The organism is Paraburkholderia tagetis (assembly GCF_022213065.1).
In the GTDB taxonomy this organism is placed as follows: Bacteria; Pseudomonadota; Gammaproteobacteria; order Burkholderiales; family Burkholderiaceae; genus Paraburkholderia; species Paraburkholderia tagetis.
Map to the genome: position 1 here is coordinate 116864 of NZ_JAKLJA010000007.1, position 19048 is coordinate 135911.

14 protein-coding genes and 1 pseudogene are annotated in these 19048 nt (G+C 65.7%); 10 read left to right on the plus strand and 5 right to left on the minus strand.

The window, feature by feature from the left end; genetic code table 11:
• The first annotated feature begins 39 nt into the window (after positions 1–39).
• A complete protein-coding gene (locus L5014_RS11825; RefSeq protein WP_238463806.1) occupies positions 40–363 on the plus strand; it encodes a hypothetical protein in 324 nt (107 codons plus the stop codon).
• Positions 364–502: 139 nt separating this feature from the next.
• On the opposite strand, the gene L5014_RS11830 is transcribed toward L5014_RS11825, so the two are convergent.
• Together L5014_RS11830 and L5014_RS11835 are read right to left on the minus strand one after the other, a co-directional pair.
• Positions 503–820, minus strand: coding sequence for a hypothetical protein (locus L5014_RS11830; RefSeq protein ID WP_238463807.1), 318 nt, complete (start codon positions 818–820; stop codon positions 503–505).
• Positions 821–1219: 399 nt separating this feature from the next.
• Positions 1220–1615, minus strand: a pseudogene (locus L5014_RS11835) (transposase); the annotation flags it as partial.
• 438 nt (positions 1616–2053) lie between these two features.
• Between L5014_RS11835 and L5014_RS11840 the strand changes: the two are divergent.
• From L5014_RS11840 to truB, 9 genes are all read left to right on the plus strand, one after another.
• The gene (locus tag L5014_RS11840; protein ID WP_238463809.1) at positions 2054–2998 is read left to right on the plus strand and encodes a LysR family transcriptional regulator; all 945 of its coding nucleotides are present in this window, start codon (positions 2054–2056) and stop codon (positions 2996–2998) included.
• Between the two features lie 130 nt (positions 2999–3128).
• On the plus strand, positions 3129–4376 hold the full coding sequence (locus L5014_RS11845) for a pyridoxal phosphate-dependent aminotransferase (protein ID WP_238463810.1): 1248 nt from the start codon (positions 3129–3131) through the stop codon (positions 4374–4376).
• Between the two features lie 404 nt (positions 4377–4780).
• Positions 4781–5707, plus strand: coding sequence for an SMC-Scp complex subunit ScpB (gene scpB, locus L5014_RS11850; protein ID WP_238463811.1), 927 nt, complete (start codon positions 4781–4783; stop codon positions 5705–5707).
• 74 nt (positions 5708–5781) lie between these two features.
• Positions 5782–7617 carry a 23S rRNA pseudouridine(2605) synthase RluB gene (gene rluB, locus L5014_RS11855; protein ID WP_238463812.1) on the plus strand — a complete coding sequence of 612 codons (1836 nt, stop codon included), beginning with the start codon at positions 5782–5784 and terminating at the stop codon, positions 7615–7617.
• A 344-nt stretch (positions 7618–7961) separates the two neighbouring features.
• Positions 7962–8420 (plus strand): ribosome maturation factor RimP, encoded by a 459-nt coding sequence (rimP, locus tag L5014_RS11860; protein WP_028216619.1) that lies wholly within the window; start codon positions 7962–7964, stop codon positions 8418–8420.
• Positions 8417–9892 (plus strand): transcription termination factor NusA, encoded by a 1476-nt coding sequence (nusA, locus tag L5014_RS11865; RefSeq protein WP_238463813.1) that lies wholly within the window; start codon positions 8417–8419, stop codon positions 9890–9892. Before rimP ends, nusA begins: the two co-directional genes overlap by 4 nt.
• Before the next feature lie 165 nt (positions 9893–10057).
• Positions 10058–13021 carry a translation initiation factor IF-2 gene (gene infB, locus L5014_RS11870; protein WP_238463814.1) on the plus strand — a complete coding sequence of 988 codons (2964 nt, stop codon included), beginning with the start codon at positions 10058–10060 and terminating at the stop codon, positions 13019–13021.
• A 116-nt stretch (positions 13022–13137) separates the two neighbouring features.
• Entirely contained in the window at positions 13138–13503 is a 366-nt protein-coding gene (gene rbfA / locus L5014_RS11875; RefSeq protein ID WP_238463815.1) for a 30S ribosome-binding factor RbfA, read from the plus strand.
• Positions 13504–13514: 11 nt separating this feature from the next.
• On the plus strand, positions 13515–14498 hold the full coding sequence (gene truB / locus L5014_RS11880) for a tRNA pseudouridine(55) synthase TruB (RefSeq protein WP_238463816.1): 984 nt from the start codon (positions 13515–13517) through the stop codon (positions 14496–14498).
• Between the two features lie 27 nt (positions 14499–14525).
• Here the strand turns inward: truB and L5014_RS11885 are convergent, their stop codons facing one another.
• Genes L5014_RS11885 through L5014_RS11895 form a run of 3 tightly spaced genes read right to left on the minus strand, consistent with a single transcriptional unit; the run spans position 14526 to position 19037 of the window.
• Complete coding sequence (locus L5014_RS11885) at positions 14526–16091, minus strand: DHA2 family efflux MFS transporter permease subunit (RefSeq protein ID WP_238463817.1); 1566 nt, start codon at positions 16089–16091, stop codon at positions 14526–14528.
• A gap of 49 nt (positions 16092–16140) precedes the next feature.
• Positions 16141–17388: an EmrA/EmrK family multidrug efflux transporter periplasmic adaptor subunit gene (locus L5014_RS11890; RefSeq protein ID WP_238463818.1), complete on the minus strand. Its 1248-nt coding sequence runs from the start codon at positions 17386–17388 to the stop codon at positions 16141–16143.
• A 47-nt stretch (positions 17389–17435) separates the two neighbouring features.
• Complete coding sequence (locus L5014_RS11895) at positions 17436–19037, minus strand: efflux transporter outer membrane subunit (protein WP_238463819.1); 1602 nt, start codon at positions 19035–19037, stop codon at positions 17436–17438.
• Positions 19038–19048: the final 11 nt, after the last annotated feature.

Below are 19048 nucleotides of genomic sequence, written 5' to 3' on the forward strand. Positions count from 1 at the left end.
CGGGATGGCCGCAGGACTGCATTTTAAGAAAGAAGTGAGATGACCACGTATTCCAACGAAGCAGTACTCGAAGCGTTGCGGCGGGTGCAGTATCGGCAGGTCCCGTGGGCACGGCGCCCGGGAGTTTTTCAATATTTGCGTGACCTGGGGCTCATGGACACCGTCAGGCAGCGCACCGTTGCTCCCGCTCCCGGCTTCCACGCGCCGGTCGATATCGCCGTGCTGACCGACCGCGGTCGTGCCGAATTCACGCGCCTCTCCCGCGACGAACGCTCCCTCAACTGGACTGAGCAGCGCATGGCAGAGTATGTCGCCGATGCCGTCGCGCAGTCTTCCGACGAAGCCGGTCAATCCGGTTTATAGCAGCGCCAAAAAAAAGCCCGTATCGAAAGATACGGGCTTACCGGAATTACTGCTGCCACGCTGTGCTTAATGGCAAAGAGTAGACCGGCTTCGGGCGCGGTGGTTCCCATCATCTTCAAGCCGAACATCGGTAGCGTGGTTAGCGGCTGCGTGGTGTGTTTGGCCGATCCTGGCGCGGTGCTCCACTGCGGCGCGCGTTATCGACGATGTCGCCGCGCAGGTTGCCGCGCGGTACGGGTTGCGCAGCATCATCGGCGCGACGGTTATCGGCAAGTCCCCACGAATGCGCGCCAGTGCGCGCCATGGACAGGTGCGGTGTGCCAGCGCGTGGCGGCTGAGCTGTGGCGTCGGGCGTCAGCAAGGACGCGAGCGGAGCCGAGAGTGACAGGGGCGCAAGGAGTACAAGGGCGGAGAGAGAAACCATGAAGCCCCGGTTGAGCAGAGTCATGGATTTCATGGAAGCCTCCCGTCAATACGGGTAGTTGACGTTTGTAGACATGGCTCTAAGCTAATGTTCCTTGCGAAAGCACGCTGTAAATATTGGTAAATAGATGTTTCGTACACACCGGTTCCGGCGTTGTGCCGTCCGGTTTGGTGTAGGTCGCTACGGCCGTGAAGCGGGATGCCCGGGGCGATGGCGAACGCGCAAGGCGTTCGGCGTGCCGCGCGCAAGGCGGGCGATGGTGGTCAGTAGACCGCGCCGGTTCAATGGCTCAGGGGCACGGGCGCTAAAAGGTGGCGTCGCAGTGGTGTCGCGCGGCGTGCGCCGCGGAAGTCGGGTGCCGGGCGCGTGCAGCGCCCGGCGGGAAAAACAAAAGTGGTACAGGTACGGCAAGCCTCGCGCCGGAGGCGCTCAGGCCATTTTGGCAGGCGCGCGCCATGACTCAGGATTGGTCCAGAAGGCGCCGCGCAGACGGTCGCGGCTCGGCGGTGCGGGCGGCTTCGTGGCCGTGGCGCCGATGCGTCCGCGCAGCGAGATCTCGCGGCCGCTCGTGCCCAGACGCTTCACGATTTCGGCCAGCGTGCCGTCGGCTTGCCACTCGTCGAAGCGGCGGCGGCAGGTGGGCGGCGAGGGATAGCGGCCCGGCAGCTTGGACCAGCCTTCACCCGTCGAAAGCACCCAAAGCACTGCGTTGACCACGGCACGCGCTTCGACGCGAGGCCGTCCGCGCCGTTCGCTCCGTGCGGGTTCCGCACAGAACAACACTTCGACCAGCGCCCACTCGTTGTCTCTCAAATCGTCGAACAGCATCATGTTTCACCTCAGCGAAGCTATCTTCGGTGCGCTGCCCCGCGCTGCGCACTCTTCATGTACTTCCGGCCGGCTGGCGGAGTACCAGGCGGAATCGGTTTGGACGGGCCATCCTCGAAAAGCCGTGGACCGTCCTGCGATCCTGTACGTGCCTTAATGCGAGAAGCGTGCCAGCTCGCACGCTTTCGTCTCGAAGCCGCGTGGCGTCAAGCCTGCGCGGGTGCTTGCCAGGGCCGTATGAGACTCGAAAACGCATCATCGGGAAATCGGGACAATCACCAATCTTGTGCATAGATACCCGCTGGGCGTGCGTTTGCGCCGTATTGCTGCATTGCGGCGAGATGACTGTGTGCGTTTAGGGCTGGACTTTTACCGCTGTAACGTGATTGCTTCCTGTCATAAAATTGCATGAAATGGAAGAATTCATGAGGCCGTTGGATGAATGTGACTTTGCGACAGCTGCGCGTGTTCATCGAAGTGGCGCGGCTGCAGAGCTTCAGCCGGGCCGGCGAAGAGATCGGCCTCACGCAGTCCGCGGTGAGTCGTTGCGTGCGCGAACTCGAAGCGGAGATGGGCGTGAAGCTCGTCGATCGCACCACGCGTGAAGTGCAGCTAACCGATGTCGGCACCAATCTGATTGCGAGCATTCCACGCCTGATCGGCGATCTCGACGACGCGCTGCGCGAGATTCGCGAGATTGGCGAGCAGCGGCGCGGCCGCGTCGTCGTGGCGGCGAGTCCAACCATCGCGTGCCGTCTGATGCCCGAGGTCGTGGCCGCGTGCGGGCGGCAGTTCCCGTATGTGACGCTCGGCCTGCGCGACGATGTGCAGAGCGACGTGCTGCGCAAGGTGCGTTCGGGCGAGGTGGATTTCGGGGTCGTCATCGGACCGTTTGCAGCGGAGGATCTCGAAACCGAGTTGCTGACCACGGACTCGTTCTGCGTGGTCGTGCGCGGCGATCACGCACTCGCACGCGAGCAGCAGGTCGCGTGGAAGTCGCTCGGCGGCGAGGCGCTCGTGTTGCTCGACCACGCCTCGGGCAGCCGCCCGCTGATCGATGCGGTGCTGAGGGAGCAGGGCGTGAGCGCGCGCGTCGTGCAGGAGCTGGGGCATCCGGCGACGGCGTTCGGTCTCGTGGAGGCTGGGGTGGGGGTGAGCGTGCTGCCGCGGTTTGCGCTGCCGGTGCCGGCGGGGTCGTCGCTGATCGCACGCGCGCTCGTGCCGCGCGCCGAGCGCACCGTCGAACTCGTGCGCCGACGCGACCGCTCGCTTTCGCCCGCCGCCGAGGCCGTGTGGGCGCTAATCCGCGAACTGGACGCCGGCCCCGAAGAGTTACGTAACGCATGGCAGGCAGGGCAAGCATGGCAGGCTGGCCAGGGGTGACATGTGGCGCGCGCGGGCCTTGCGGAGTGGCCTTTGCCACGCGCTCACGCACGCTACACTGTTGATCTTTCGCAAACGCGAATCCCCCGCTGAACTCGACCTGACTCTCTGTCTCTTACCGGAAGCTTCGATGCGCGATCTCGACCTGTCTTCGTCCGCCACCTTTTCGCTCAATGCCACGACTGCCCCGGTTACCGGAGCTGGCGCCGCCGCTCCAACTGCGGCGCGAGACGCGGTGAGGGCGTTGCGCTCGTCGCAGATTCGCGAGGTGGCGAACGCGGGTTTCGGTGTCGCCGACATCCTGCCGTTCTGGTTCGGCGAATCCGATCGCGTGACGCCGGCGTTCATCCGCGAGGCGGCTGCCGGGGCGCTCGCGCGCGGGGAGACGTTCTATACGCACAATCTCGGCATTGCGCCGCTGCGCGAGGCGCTGGCGCGCTACGTGAGCGAGCTGCACGGCGCGACGCCGATGGAAAACGTCGCGGTGACGAGCGCCGGCGTGAATGCGCTGATGCTCGCGGCGCAACTCGTCGTGGGCGCGGGCGACCGCGTGGTCGCGGTGACGCCGCTTTGGCCCAATCTCGTCGAGATCCCGAAGATTCTCGGCGCGACGGTCGAGACGGCCGCGCTCGGCTACGGCGAGCGCGGCTGGACGCTCGATCTGGAGAAGCTCCTGAAGGCGCTCACGCCCGACACGAAGCTGCTCATGATCAACTCGCCCAACAATCCGACCGGCTGGGTGATGACGCGCGACGAACAGCGCGCGGTTCTGGAGCATTGCCGTCGTCACGGCATCTGGATCGTCGCCGACGAGGTCTATGAGCGGCTTTATTACGGCGAGCCCGGCGAGCGCACGGCGTCCTCGTTCCTCGATCTGGCGTCGCGCGAAGAACGCTTGATTTGTGTCAATTCGTTCTCGAAAGCCTGGCTCATGACGGGCTGGCGACTTGGCTGGATCGTCGCGCCGCGTGTGCTCATGGACGACCTCGGCAAGCTGGTCGAGTACAACACGTCGTGCGCACCGTCGTTCGTCCAGCAGGCGGGCATCGTCGCGCTCGAGCAGGGCGAGGCGTCCACGCGTGCGCTCGTCGCGAACCTGCGCGTCTCGCGCGACCATCTCGCGGCGGCGCTCGCGAAGCTGCCGGGCGTCGACGTGAAAGTCCCGCACGGCGCGATGTACCTGTTTTTCAAGCTTGAGGGCGCGCAAAATAGCCTCGACCTGTGCAAGGCGCTGGTGCGCGAGGCGGGCCTTGGGCTCGCGCCGGGCAGCGCGTTCGGCCCGCAAGGCGAGGGTTTCGTGCGCTGGTGCTACGCGTGCGACCCGGCTCGGCTCGACGCCGGCGTCGAGCGCCTGTCGCGCTATCTCGCGCGCCGCTGAGCGCGGCTGGATAGCGCATCGCGGGCAATGCGCCGCGGCACGCGTCATGCAGCACGCAAGGGTCGCCGGCGAGCCGGATTGGGCGAGAATCCGGTGCGGATCCGGGGCCGGTTCGACGCAGATTCAGATAGATGAAAGCAAGCCTGACGCTGTCTTTACGCCCCCGGCGTTTTTGCGTAAGATGGCGTTCAGTCACGCGATTCCCTGCGGGAATTTCGCTGCTCCGTCCGGCTGGGTCTGGCACTTTGCCTGTTTTACGCTAATTAGCGGCCCCCCGGTGCGTGCTCCCATCAATATGACCGATCAGAATCGGGCGAGCGCGTCTCCAGTTCCATATCGTCTTTCGTCTGTCTGATCCGGTTCCATGAACCTGATTTACCTTACTTAGGGTCTGACCTGGCTGCATGAATACCCAAGAGGCGAAAATCGTCCTCGAGACTGCATTGATCTGCACGCAGGAGCCGCTCAAGATCGGCGATCTGCGCAAACTGTTTGCCGACGACATTTCGGCCGACACCGTCCGTAACCTGCTCGAAGACCTGCGTAGCGAATGGTCCGGGCGCGGTGTGGAACTGGTGGGCCTCGCGTCTGGTTGGCGCTTTCAGAGCAAGCCGGCCATGCGCACGTATCTCGACCGCCTGCATCCCGAGAAGCCGCCGCGCTATTCGCGCGCCGTGCTCGAAACACTCGCGATCATCGCGTACCGGCAGCCGGTCACGCGCGGCGATATTGAAGAGATTCGCGGGGTGACGGTCAACACGCAGGTCGTCAAGCAGCTCGAGGACCGTAACTGGATCGAGGTGATCGGCCACCGGGACGTGCCGGGCCGGCCGGCGCTTTACGCAACGACGCGTCAATTTCTGGACGACCTCGGCCTGAAGTCGCTCGAGGAACTGCCGCCGCTCGACGACCCGTCGAGCCAGTTGGGCGAGCAATTGCTGGCCCAGCACGCGATCGAGTTCCCGGACAGCGAGGTGGCGCAACTGGTCGCCGCGAGCGTGACGGAAAGCGGTGAAGTGGTGGTGGCGGTCGATGCTGATGCCGATGCGGGACAGCCGGCGCCTGCTCAGGTACCCGAACCGGTAATTGAGCAGATAACCGGGCCGGAAAATGAGCAGATAACTGGGCACACGCCGGGCATGGCCGATGCAACCGCACAGGAGGCCGTGCACGCGGACCGTCGCGACGAAACCCGCGTCGAGGCGCAGGAAACGGAGCCCGCCAGGCACTCGGCCGGCGCGCCCGAAGAAGAATACCCAAGCCGCAGCGACGCGGCGCAGGACGACCCCGTCTCGACGACGGACGACGAAGCCGCTCGACGCGGCGTCTGACGCAACAAACATTTTTGACGCGCCCTCCGCAAGCCATTGCGAGTGGGCGCGCAACCTGACATTTCGAGGTTGTTTTGACTGATATCCACGACACCGATTCGACCGACGCGTCCGAATCCGGACGTCGCGCGTCTTCCGCGCGCGATGACGACACGCGCGCCGACCATGGCGACGTCGCTGGCCAGCCGGCAAGCGAAGCCGCGGGTGAGGACCGTCCCCGCCGCGGTCTGCGCCGCGGCCCGCGCAGCCTGATCGCGCGCCGCCGTGCGGGCGCGAAGGCCAAAGCGGGCGAAGGCGCTGCAGCGTCGGAATCTGCGCCGGGCGTCGCTACGCCGGGCGTCGCCGCGCTGGTCGCGACGGAGGCGCCGCCGGACGGCGTCGTCGTTGCTCAGGTGCGCACGCCGCGCAAGGACGTCGGCGCGAAGAAGGGCCGCCGCGATGCCGCCGGCGCAGGGCAGACGAAGCCCGCGCAAGCTGGCAAGCAGGGCGCCAAGGGTGCCGGCAAGGGCGGTAAGGGCCGCGCCGAGGCGCCTGCCGCCGCGAGCGAGGGCGCCCAGGACGATCTGTTCCTGTACGTGACGTCGCCGGCTTTCGACGCCGATAACGGTACGGGCAGCGGCGTGCGTGCGCCGATGCTGCGCCGTGGCCGCGTTCAGCAGGCCAAGCGCGTGCTGAGCCCGGACGACGACGCGCCGAAGCTGCACAAGGTGCTGGCCGACGCCGGCATGGGCTCGCGCCGCGACATGGAAGAGCTGATCATCGCCGGGCGCGTGTCGGTGAACGGCGAGCCTGCGCACATCGGCCAGCGCATTCTGCCGACCGACCAGGTCCGCATCAACGGCAAGCCGATCAAGCGCAAGCTGGCGAACAAGCCGCCGCGCGTGCTGCTGTATCACAAGCCCACCGGCGAAATCGTGAGCCATGCCGACCCGGAAGGCCGCCCGTCCGTGTTCGACCGTCTGCCGTCGATGAAGACGGCGAAGTGGCTGGCCGTGGGGCGTCTCGACTTCAACACCGAAGGTCTCCTGATGCTCACGACCTCGGGCGATCTCGCCAATCGTTTCATGCACCCGCGCTACAGCGTGGAGCGTGAGTACGCAGTGCGCGTGGTGGGCGAGCTGACCGAAGGCAATCGCCAGAAGCTGCTCAAGGGCATCGAGCTCGACGACGGCCCGGCGAACTTCCTGCGTATCCGCGATGGCGGCGGCGAGGGCACGAATCATTGGTATCACGTCGCGCTGGCCGAAGGCCGTAACCGCGAAGTGCGCCGCATGTTCGAGGCTGTCGGCCTGATGGTGAGCCGCCTGATCCGCACGCGTCACGGTCCGATCGCACTGCCCAAGGGGCTCAAGCGCGGCCGTTGGGAAGAGCTCGAGGACAACCAGGTGCGCAGCCTGATGGCGGCGGTCGGCCTGAAGGCGCCGACCGAGGAGAAGGGCGGTCGCGGCAAGGAGCAGGAGCGCCGTCAGCCCGATCCGATGCAGACCTCGATGGGCTTCATCAACCGCGAGCCGGTGCTGAGCTCGCACGGCGCGATGGGCCAGCCGCGCCAGCCCCGCCAGGGCCAGGGCCGCCGCGGTGCGGCGCAGGGTGGATTCGGCGGTTCGCAGGGCAACTTTGGCGGCGCGGGTTTCGGTGGCGCGGGTTTTGGCGGTGGTACGGGCGGCAATCGCAGCAATCGCGGCAACAGCCGCAGCGGTACGCGTGACGTCGACGGCAACCGCGCACCCGGCACGGGCAAGCGTGCGGGCGGCAATGCGAGCGGTAATGGCGGCAGCGGCGCTACCGGCGGCAATCGCCGCGGGCCGGGCAATAACGGCAACGCCAATACGAGCGGCAACCGCGCGCCGGGCGGCAACCGCAACGGCGGCCAGCGCGGCGCGCCGCGCAACCGTACGCGCGGGCACTGAGATCGGCTCCGGGCGGCCCGCCAGTTTGCGTTAAAGCCCAAAAAAGGCTACAATCTCGAAGTCGCTGGGCGTGCGGCTTTTATTTGCGCCCCAGGTGCGACCACCTGGCTAAGTGAGAAGATGGGCGTTTCGCCCATTTTTTTTTGGTCCGCCCGAATTGATGCAAAAAGCAGAATGCAAACGCATCGTCGGCGCCGGAGCTGGCCGGAGCGGTCATCATCGTGGGGCAGGGTGCAAGTAGGTGCGAAAGGGTGAAAGCGCGCGCGCTCACCTGGCGCGCGGCCCGCGAATCCCGAATCACTGGAAGTTGCCGGCTCGCTGCGCGAATATCTGGAGTGGGCATTGTGCAACTGACGGAACTGATTGAAACCACGGTCACCGGGCTCGGTTACGAGCTGGTCGACCTCGAGCGCACCGGGCGCGGCATGCTGACCATCTACATCGATCAGCCCGCGGGTATCGCGATCGAGGACTGCGAGAAGGTCACGCGTCAGCTGCAGCACGTTCTGACGGTCGAAAACATCGACTACGAGCGCCTCGAAGTCTCGTCGCCCGGCCTCGACCGTCCGCTAAAGAAACTGGCGGACTTCGAACGCTTCGCGGGCTGCGAAGCGGTCATCACGTTGAAAAAGCCATTGGACGGACGGAAATCGTACCGCGGCATCGTGCATGCCCCGGAAGGCGAGACCATCGGTCTGGAATTCGAAGGGAAGGCGGGTCCTGCGATGCTCGATTTCACGCTCGCGGACATCGACAAAGCACGCCTTATCCCCAAAGTTGACTTTAGGAGCCGCAAACAATGAGTCGCGAAGTGTTGATGCTGGTGGATGCGCTGGCACGCGAGAAGAATGTCGACAAGGACGTGGTGTTCGCCGCCCTTGAAGCGGCGCTTGCGTCAGCCTCCAAGAAGCTCTTCGACGAGGATGCGGATATCCGCGTGCATATCGACCGCGAAAGCGGCGAGCACGAAACGTATCGCCGCTGGCGTGTCGTGCCGGACGAGGCGGGCCTGCAGGAGCCGGACCAGGAAATCCTGCTGTTCGAAGCCCGTGAGCAGAAGACCGACGCGCAGATCGACGAGTTCATCGAGCAGTCGGTGCCTTCGGTCGAGTTCGGCCGTATCGGCGCGCAGGCCGCCAAGCAGGTCATCCTGCAGAAGGTGCGCGACGCCGAGCGCGAGCAGATCCTGAGCGACTTCCTCGAGCGCGGCGAAAGCATCATGACCGGCACGGTCAAGCGCATGGACAAGGGCAATTTCATCGTCGAATCGGGTCGCGTCGAAGCGCTGCTGCGCCGCGACCAGCTGATTCCGAAGGAAAACCTGCGCGTGGGCGACCGCGTGCGCGCCTGGATCGGCAAGATCGACCGCACCGCGCGCGGCCCGCAGATCGAACTCTCGCGCACCGCGCCCGAGTTCCTGATGAAGCTGTTCGAGATGGAAGTGCCGGAAATCGAGCAGGGCCTTCTCGAGATCAAGGCAGCGGCGCGCGACCCTGGCGTGCGCGCCAAGATCGGCGTGGTGGCTTATGACAAGCGCATCGACCCGATCGGCACCTGCGTCGGTATCCGCGGCTCGCGCGTGCAGGCTGTGCGCAACGAGCTCGGTGGCGAAAACGTCGACATCGTGCTATGGTCGGAAGATCCCGCCCAGTTCGTAATCGGCGCGCTCGCGCCGGCTGCCGTGCAGTCGATCGTCGTCGACGAAGAGAAGCACTCGATGGACGTTGTCGTCGACGAGAGCGAACTCGCGGTCGCCATCGGCCGCAGCGGCCAGAACGTGCGTCTTGCCAGCGAGCTCACCGGCTGGCAGATCAATATCATGACGCCGGACGAATCCGCGCAGAAGCAGAACCAGGAGCGCACTGTGTTGCGCGACCTGTTCATGGCGCGTCTCGATGTGGACGAGGAAGTCGCCGACATCCTGATCGACGAGGGCTTCACGAGCCTCGAAGAGATCGCTTACGTGCCGCTCAACGAAATGCTGGAAATCGAGGCGTTCGACGAGGACACCGTGCACGAACTGCGCAACCGCGCGCGCGATGCGCTGCTCACGCAGGCCATCGCGAACGAGGAGAAGGTGGAAAGCGCTGCGCTGGATCTGAAGAGCCTCGACGGCATCGACCCGGAGCTGCTGGCGAAGCTGGCGCAGCACGAGATTCACACCCGCGACGAGCTTGCCGAGCTGGCCGTGGATGAACTCACCGAAATGACGGGAATGGAAGAGGATGCCGCCAAGGCGTTGATCATGAAAGCGCGCGAGCACTGGTTCGAGTGACCTGGCAACAGGTACGGAACCCGGGCGCGACGAGCAGGAAGCGACCATGACCCATTGAACTGATCGCGGCCGCCCCGCTAGCTGGATGCACAAGCGGCGGGGCACTCGGTGCCGCATGAACCGATGTCAACCGCAAGGAATCGGTCCTTGCATTAAGAGGAATGAATGGCGAGTAACAACGTAGCCCAATTTGCCGCGGAACTGAAAATGCCTGCAGGCGTGCTGCTGGAGCAGTTGCAGGCGGCGGGCGTCACGAAAGCGAGCGAAGCTGACTCCTTGTCCGAAACGGACAAGGCGCGTCTGCTCGACCACTTGCGCAAGTCTCACGGCTCGACTGATGCAGACAAGCGCAAGATCACGCTGACGAAACGGCATACGTCGGAAATCAAGCAGTCCGACTCCACGGGTAAGGCTCGCACCATTCAGGTCGAGGTGCGCAAGAAGCGCACGTTCGTCCGCCGCGACGAGTCCGCCGAGCAGGCGGAGGCATCGAATCATGCCGCCGACGCAGCCGTTGCCGCCGAAGAGGCGGAACTGCAGCGCCGCGAAGAGGAAGCGCGCCGCGAGGCCGAGTTGCTCGAGCATCAGGCTCAGGAGCTCAAGGAGCGCCAGGAGCGCCTCGCGCTAGAAGAGGCGGAGCGCCGCGCACGCGAAGAGGCCGCCGAGGCCGAGCGCCGCCGCGCCGAGGAAGAAGCCTCGCAAAAGAAGGCCGCAGCCGAGGCCGCCGCGCGCGAACTGGCCGCGCAGGCCGTGGCTGCACAACGCACCGCAGAGAGCGAAGCGACCAAGGAAGTGAAGCAGCAACAAGACCAACAGGACGAGCAGCGCGCCGCAGCCGAGCGCGCCGCACAGCGCGAAGCGGCCCAGAAGGCCGAAGCAGCCGCGCGCGAGGCCGCCGAGAAGGCGCAGAAGGAACAGGAAGAGATCGCTCGCCGCCGTGCGGCCGCCGAGGCCGAAGCGCGCGCGATCCGCGAAATGATGAACACGCCGCGCAAGGCGCAGGTGAAGGCGGTCGAACCGCCCAAGCCCGTCGAGCCGCCGAAGCCCGCCGAGGCCAAGGGCACGTTGCACAAGCCGGCGCGTCCGGAAGGCCAGGCGCGTCCGGCCGCGGGTGCGTCGGGTGCCGGTGCGAAGAAGCCCGCGACCACGGCTGCGCCCTCCACGAGCGCGCCGGGTGCCGGCGCGGGCGACCGCAACAAGAAGCCGGGCGCCGGCAAGGGCGGCTGGCAGGACGACGCCGCCAAGCGCCGCGGGATCAAGACGCGCGGCGACTCGTCGGGCGGCGTGGACCGCGGTTGGCGCGGTGGCCCGAAGGGCCGTGGCCGTCACCAGGACAATTCGTCGACGTTCCAGGCGCCGACCGAGCCGATCGTGCGTGAAGTGCACGTGCCGGAAACCATCACGGTGGCCGACCTCGCGCACAAGATGGCCGTGAAGGCGTCGGAAGTCATCAAGGTGATGATGAAGATGGGCCAGATGGTCACCATCAACCAGATGCTCGACCAGGAAACGGCGATGATCATCGTCGAGGAACTCGGCCACCGTGCGGTTGCCGCGAAGCTCGACGATCCGGAAGCACTGCTGGTCGAAGGTCAAACCACCGCAACGGACGCCGAGCAACTGCCGCGTCCGCCGGTCGTCACCGTCATGGGTCACGTCGACCACGGCAAGACCTCGCTGCTCGACTACATCCGCCGCGCCAAGGTCGCAGCGGGCGAAGCGGGCGGCATTACGCAGCATATCGGCGCTTACCACGTGGATACGCCGCGCGGCGTGATCACGTTCCTCGACACGCCGGGTCACGAGGCCTTCACGGCCATGCGTGCCCGCGGTGCGAAGGCAACCGATATCGTCATTCTCGTGGTGGCTGCCGACGACGGCGTGATGCCGCAGACGAAGGAAGCCATCTCGCACGCGAAGGCGGCCGGTGTGCCGCTCGTCGTGGCAATCAACAAGATCGACAAGCCGGATGCGAATCTGGAGCGCGTGAAGCAGGAGCTCGTGGCGGAAGGCGTCGTGCCGGAAGAGTACGGTGGCGATTCGCCGTTTGTGCCGGTGTCGGCCAAGACCGGCGCGGGCATCGACGACCTGCTCGAAAACGTGCTGCTGCAGGCCGAAGTGCTGGAGCTGACGGCTCCGGTCGAAGCGCCGGCCAAGGGTCTCGTGATCGAAGCGAAGCTCGACAAGGGCAAGGGCCCGGTCGCGACCATTCTGGTGCAGTCGGGTACGCTCAATCGCGGCGACGTCGTGCTCGCAGGCAGCGCCTACGGCCGCGTTCGAGCGATGCTCGACGAAACCGGCAAGCCCACGAAGGAAGCGGGTCCGTCGATCCCGGTCGAAATCCAGGGTCTTTCGGAAGTGCCGGGTGCGGGCGAAGAAGTCATCGTGCTGCCGGACGAGCGCAAGGCGCGCGAAATCGCCATGTTCCGTCAAGGCAAGTTCCGCGACGTCAAGCTGGCGAAGCAGCAGGCCGCGAAGCTCGAAAACATGCTCGAGCAGATGGCGGAAGGCGAAGTGCAGAACCTGCCGCTCATCGTCAAGGCGGACGTGCAGGGCTCGCAGGAAGCGCTGGTGCAATCGCTGCTCAAACTGTCGACCAGCGAAGTGCGCGTGCAGATCGTGCACAGCGCGGTCGGTGCGATCAGCGAGTCGGACGTCAACCTGGCAACGGCTTCGAAGGCGGTCATCATCGGCTTCAATACGCGTGCGGATGCGCAGGCGCGTAAGGTGGCCGAGGCGAACGGCATCGACATCCGCTACTACAACATCATCTATGACGCAGTGGATGAGGTGAAGGCGGCGATGTCGGGCATGCTGGCGCCGGAGAAGCGCGAGACGGTCACGGGTATGGCCGAGGTGCGTCAGGTGATCCGCGTGCCGAAGGTTGGCCTGATCGCGGGTTGTATGGTCACGGACGGTTTCGTCAAGCGTTCGTCGTCGGTGCGCGTGATTCGCAACAACGTGGTCATCCATACCGGCGAACTCGACTCGCTCAAGCGCTTCAAGGACGACGTCAAGGAAGTCAAGCAGGGCTTCGAGTGCGGTATGTCGATCAAGAACTTCAACGACATCGTCGAAGGCGACCAGTTCGAAGTGTTCGAGATCACCGAAGTCGCGCGTACGCTGTAATTCAGCGGCGCACGCGGGCGGGTTTTCATGCCGCCCGCGGGTTTAGCCGCGAGTTTTGCCGATAACGGGCGGGGCAGGCGCTGGCCAGCTCCGCCCGTTTTGTTTTTGGAATCATCATGCCGAAAAAACGTTCTTCCCCGAATCGCAACGTGCAGATCGCCGACCAGATCCAGCGCGACCTCTCCGAGCTGATGCGCGAAGTGAAGGATCCGCGCGTGGGTCTCGTCACGATCCAGAGCGTGGAGCTTACGCCCGACTACGCGCACGCGAAGGTCTACTTCACGACGCTCACGGGCGACCCGAAGACCACGCAGGAAGCGCTCAATCACGCCGCTGGCCATCTTCATAACCAGTTGTTCAAGCGCTTGCATATCCACACGGTGCCGACGCTGCATTTCCACTACGACCAGTCGATCGAAAAGGGTGTCGAGATGTCGCGTCTCATCGACGAGGCGAACGCCTCGCGCGCGAAGGACGACTGACGCCGCCACGCATGACTGCATCATCGAAAAAGAATCAGGGCGAACAGCGACCTGACGCGGCCCGTCCGAAGGTGCCGCGCCGTTTGCTCGACGGCGTGCTGCTGCTGGACAAGCCGATTGGCCTGTCCAGCAACGACGCGTTGATCCGCGCGAAGCGTCTCTTTCGCGTGAAGAAGGCGGGCCACACCGGCACGCTCGATCCGCTTGCGACGGGCCTGCTGCCGCTGTGTTTCGGCGAGGCGACCAAGTTCTCGCAGGATCTGCTCGACGCCGACAAAACCTACGAGGCGGCCATGCGCCTCGGCATTCGCACCACGACGGGCGATGCCGAAGGCGAAGCCATCGAGACCCGCGAGGTGCGCTGCGACGAAGCCGCCGTGCGCGCAGCGATGACGAAATTCGTCGGCGAAATAGTGCAGGTGCCGCCGATGTACTCGGCGCTCAAGCGCGACGGCAAACCGCTCTATGAATACGCGCGTGCCGGCCAGACGGTCGAGCGCGAAGGGCGCCAGGTAACGATCCTTGCGCTGGAGATGATCGCTTGCGGGCTGCCGGCCATTGCCGAGGTTACGTTCCGCGTTACGTGCAGCAAGGGCACTTATGTGCGCACGCTCGCGGAGGACATCGGCGAGGCGCTCGGGTGCGGTGCGCATCTCGTGATGCTGCGGCGCACGGGCGTGGGCGCGCTCACGCTCGAGCATGCGGTGACGCTGGATGCGCTCACGGCCGCCGACGAGCCCGCGCGTGACGCATGGCTCCAGCCCGTGGACGCGCTGCTTTCCACGTTTCCGGCCGTGACGCTGAACGCCGAGGCGGCGCGACGTTTCACACACGGCCAGCGCTTGCCGCTCAACGAACTCGTGCTCGACCGCGCGGCCTGCGAAGCAGCCGATCGCGTGCGCGTGTATGACGAGGGCGCACGCCTGCTCGGCGTGGCGAAGGCGGCCAATGGCGTGCTCGCGCCGGAGCGGCTGGTGGTGAGCGGCGCGGCCTGACTGGATTCGGTGCGCGCGCAACTTTCCTTAGTGTGCAGCCGAAGCCGCCGCGCCCGCATCGGCGCCGCCCGCGCGATCGGGACGCGTGACCCAGATTAGCGCGATCAGCACGATGAAGATCGCCGAGGAAATCCAGAACAAGTCGTTCACGCCGAGCTGGGCCGCCTGCTGCGAGACCATGCGGTCGAACAGCCCGTGTGCTTGCGAGGGATCGAGTCCGGCCGCGTTCTGCATCTGCTGCATCGACTGGTTGAAGATCGGGTTGGTCGGCGTGGCTTGCTCGGTGAGGCGCGCGTGGTGGAACGTGGTGCGATGGTCCCACGCCGTTTCGAAGATCGAGGTGCCGATGCCGCCGCACATGATCCGCACGAAGTTCGACAAGCCCGATGCCGCGGGAATGCGATTGCCGGGCAGACCCGAGAGCGTGATCGAGACGAGCGGAATGAAGAGGCCCGCCATGCCGATGCCCTGGATCAAGGTAGGCACCGTGAGCGCCCAGGTGTCCACGCCGGTCGTGTACTGCGAGCGCATCCAGAAGCACAGCGCGAACACCACGAATGCCGCCGTCGCGATATAGCGCGGGTCGGTGCGCGGGAGGATGCGGCCCGTGATCGGCGAGAGCATGATCGCGAAGAAGCCCACGGGCGCCATGATGATGCCCGCGTCGGTGGCGGTGTAGCCCAGCGTGGTTTGCAGCCACAACGGCAGCAGCACGAGATTGCCGAAGTAAAGGCCGTAGCCCACCGAAAGCGCAATCGTCGCGCCCGTGAAGTTGCGTCTCGCGAACAGCGAGAGATCGACCACCGGGTGATCGGCGGTCAGCTCCCAGACCACGAAGAACGCGAAGGCGACCACGGCCGTGAGAGCAAGCACGATGATCGTCGTCGACGCGAACCAGTCGAGATCCTTGCCCTTGTCGAGCATGACCTGCAGCGAGCCGACCCAGACGATCAGGAGTCCCAGGCCCACGCCGTCGATGGGCGCCTTCCTGATGACCGAATCGCGGTTGCGGAAGATCGCCCACGTGGCGAAGGCGGCCAGGATGCCCACCGGGATGTTCACATAGAAGATCCACGGCCACGAGATGTTGTCCGAGATCCAGCCGCCGAGAATCGGGCCGGCCACCGGCGCGATCAGCGTGGTCATCGACCACATCGAGAGCGCGATGGGCGCCTTCGCGCGCGGATAGCTCGCGAGCAGCAGCGTTTGCGAGAGCGGGATCATCGGGCCGGCCACGGCGCCTTGCAGCACGCGCGACGCGAGCAGGAAGGGCAGGTTGGGCGAGAGGCCGCACATCCACGACGAAATCACGAACAGGATGATCGACGCCATGAACAGGCGCACCTGGCCGATGCGATCGGTGAGCCAGCCGGTCAGCGGCACGGAGATCGCGTTGGCGACCGCGAACGAGGTGATGACCCACGTGCCCTGATCGGAGGCGACGCCGAGGTCGCCCGAGATCGTTGGGATCGACACGTTCGCGATCGAGGTGTCCAGCACGTTCATGAACACGGCGAGCGACACCGCGATGGTGCCGATCACGAGTTGCGCGCCTTGCAGCGGCGGATGGACTACGGGTTGTTGTGCTGCCATCGAGTGCCTGGTGATTGACTGCCCGGTGTATTTCGTGGCGCGCGCGGGCTTACATCAGCCCGGCTGCGTGCTTCGCTGTGCCGTTGCTCGCCGACGAAACCTGCGCCTTGCCGGCGCTCTGGTTACCGTTCTGGCCTGCGTTCTCCGCGATGATGCGCGCGATTTCGGCATCGGCTTCGTCGCCGTACTTTGCGAACACGTCGGTTTGATAAACCGTGTTCTGCGCGTTGCCGAGCTGGCTGCCCGAGTCGTTCTTGATGTTCACGTCCACCTGCATCGAAAGGCCGATGCGCAGCGGGTGCTCTTGCAACTCTTTCGGGTCGAGCGCGATACGCACCGGCAGGCGCTGCACCACCTTGATCCAGTTACCCGTGGCGTTTTGCGCGGGCAGCAGCGAGAAGGCCGAGCCCGTGCCCGCCGAGAAGCCCACCACCTTGCCGTGATAGACCACCGACGAACCGTACACGTCGGCGGTCATCTCGACCGGCTGGCCGATGCGCATGTGCTTGAGCTGCACTTCCTTGAAGTTGGCGTCCACCCACACGGCGTTCAGCGGCACCACTGACATGAGCGGCGTGCCCGGCGAGACACGCTGGCCCACCTGCACCGAGCGCTTGGCCACGTAGCCGGTCACCGGCGCGGGCAGCGTGTTGCGCGCGTTCGTCAGCCAGGCGTCACGCAGTTTCGCGGCTGCGACCATCACGTTCGGATGATTGGCGATGGTCGTGTTCGCGGTGAGCGCGCGGTTCGCAGCGAGCTGCTGCTGCGCGGCTTCGAGCCCGGCTTGGGCGCTTTTCACGGCGTCGCGGGCGTGCGAGATTTCTTCCTGCGAGACGGCGCCTGTTTGCGCGACCTGCATGCGGCGGCGCAGGTCGTCCTGGGCGCGCGAAAGGTCGGCCTGACGCACGGCGACCTGGGCCTGGTACTGGCTGTCGTCAGCGAAGAGGCCGCGCACCTGGCGCACCGTCTGGCCGAGATTCGCCTCGGCCTGTTGCAGCGCGATGCGCGAATCGGCGGGGTCGAGCTGTACGAGCGGGTCGCCGGACTTCACGGTTTGCGTGTCGTCCGCGTTCACGGCGATCACCGTGCCCGTCACCTGCGGCGTGATCTGCACGACGTTGCCGTTCACGTAGGCGTCGTCGGTGCCCTCCGAGAAGCGCGCGACGAGGAAGTAGTAGAGGCCGTAGGCAATGGCTGCAATCACGATCACGAGCACAAGCAGCGTCATCATGCGCTTGCGCTTGCCGTTGTTCGCGTTCGGCTGCGGATTGGCCGCCGGTTGCTGGGGGGTGCTCATGGAAGGATCTCCGGGTTCTGGCGTGCTGTTCGTTCAGTTATTGGTGTTCAGTTCGAGGCGGCTGCGCTTGCCGTGGCCCCCGATGTTGCCGAGGCAGGGGCTGCGGCGCGCTGCGCCGGCACGTAAGCGCCGCTCCACGGCCCACCGTTCACGTCGCTTTGTCCTTTCGCATTGCTGCCGATCTCGACCGGCGGCACGAGGCCCGCGTCGTGCGCGTCGAAGCCGCCGCCGAGCGCTGTGATGAGCGCCATCTGCTGGTCGCGGCGCTGCATCTTGAGGTTCGAGACGGTTTGCTCCGCGGCGAGACGGTTCTGGTCGGCGTTGAGCACCTGAAGCTGCTCCGAGAGGCCCGCCTTGTAGCGGATCACGGCGAGCTGATACGCGTTGGTCGAGGCGTCGAGCGCGCGCTGGGCGTCCACGAGCTGCCGGTCCGCCGAGCGGATCGACGAAACCTGCGTGGCCACTTGCTGGAGCGCGTTGATGAGCGTCTGGTTGTAGTTCGCCACATCGAGATCGAAGTCGGCGTAGCGCCCCTTCAACTGCGCGCGCAGCGCGCCCCCATCGAAGATCGGCAGGTGCACGGCCGGCCCGATGTTCATCTGGCGGCTCGCGATATTGAGAAAGCGGCCCCAGCCGAACGCGTCGAAGCCGAAGCCGGCCGCAAGGTTCACGTCGGGATAGAACTCGGCCTTGGCTTCCTTCACGTCGTGCATGGCGGCCTCGACTTGCCAGCGCGCGGCGACGATGTCGGGGCGGCGCGCCACGAGGTCGGCGGGCAGGTTGCCGGGCAGGGCCATGTCGGCGACCGGGTTGAGCACGGGTTGCGCGATTTGCAGGCCGCGGTCCGGGCCCTTGCCGAGCAGCGCGCCCAACTGATAGCGCACGCTTTCGATCTGGCCGTCGATCTGCGTGAGGTTGGCCTGGCTCGTCGCGATGTTGCCATTCGCGGTCTGGCGCTCGACATTGGTGTCGAGGCCCGCCACCACGCGCCCGTTCGTGATCGTGCCGATGGTCTTGCGGTTGTCGATTTCGTGCGCAGCGATGTCGCGCAGCGCATAGAGCTGCGCGAGCTGGTTATAGGTGCGCGCGACCGATGCGGCGAGCGTGATGCGCGCCTGCTGCATGTCTGCCTGGGCGGCGCGCTGCGAGGAAACCGCCTGGGCGAGGCGCTGACGATTCTTGCCCCAGAGATCCAGATCCCACGAGGCGCTCGCGAGCGCATTGTTCTCGCTGTACCAGGTGCCGCCGAAAGGCGGCGGGAAGAGGGCGTTCTCCGAATACAGCTCGCGCGTCCATGAGTAGCTCGCGTTGGCCTTCGGATAGAGCGCCGACTTCGACGTCTCGATATACGACGACGCCTTGGCGATCCGGGCCTGCGCCTGCGCGATGGTGGGGCTGCCCTCGAGCGCCTCGTCGATCAGCCTGGGCAACTGCGGGTCGCCGAACTGCTGCGCCCAGTCGAGCGTGGGCCACTGGCCGCCCTCGGCCGGGATGCTCTGCGAGCTCTCGAACTGTTGCGGCTGCGCGATGGTCTTGTCGCTCTTGACGCCGAAGTAGTTTGCGCAGCCCGCAAGCGCGAGCGCCGCCACCGCGGCGGCGATGGCCCCCCGGCGGGAGAGCGCTGGCGCAAACTGGGTATCGGGTTTCATTGCTCGTCTCA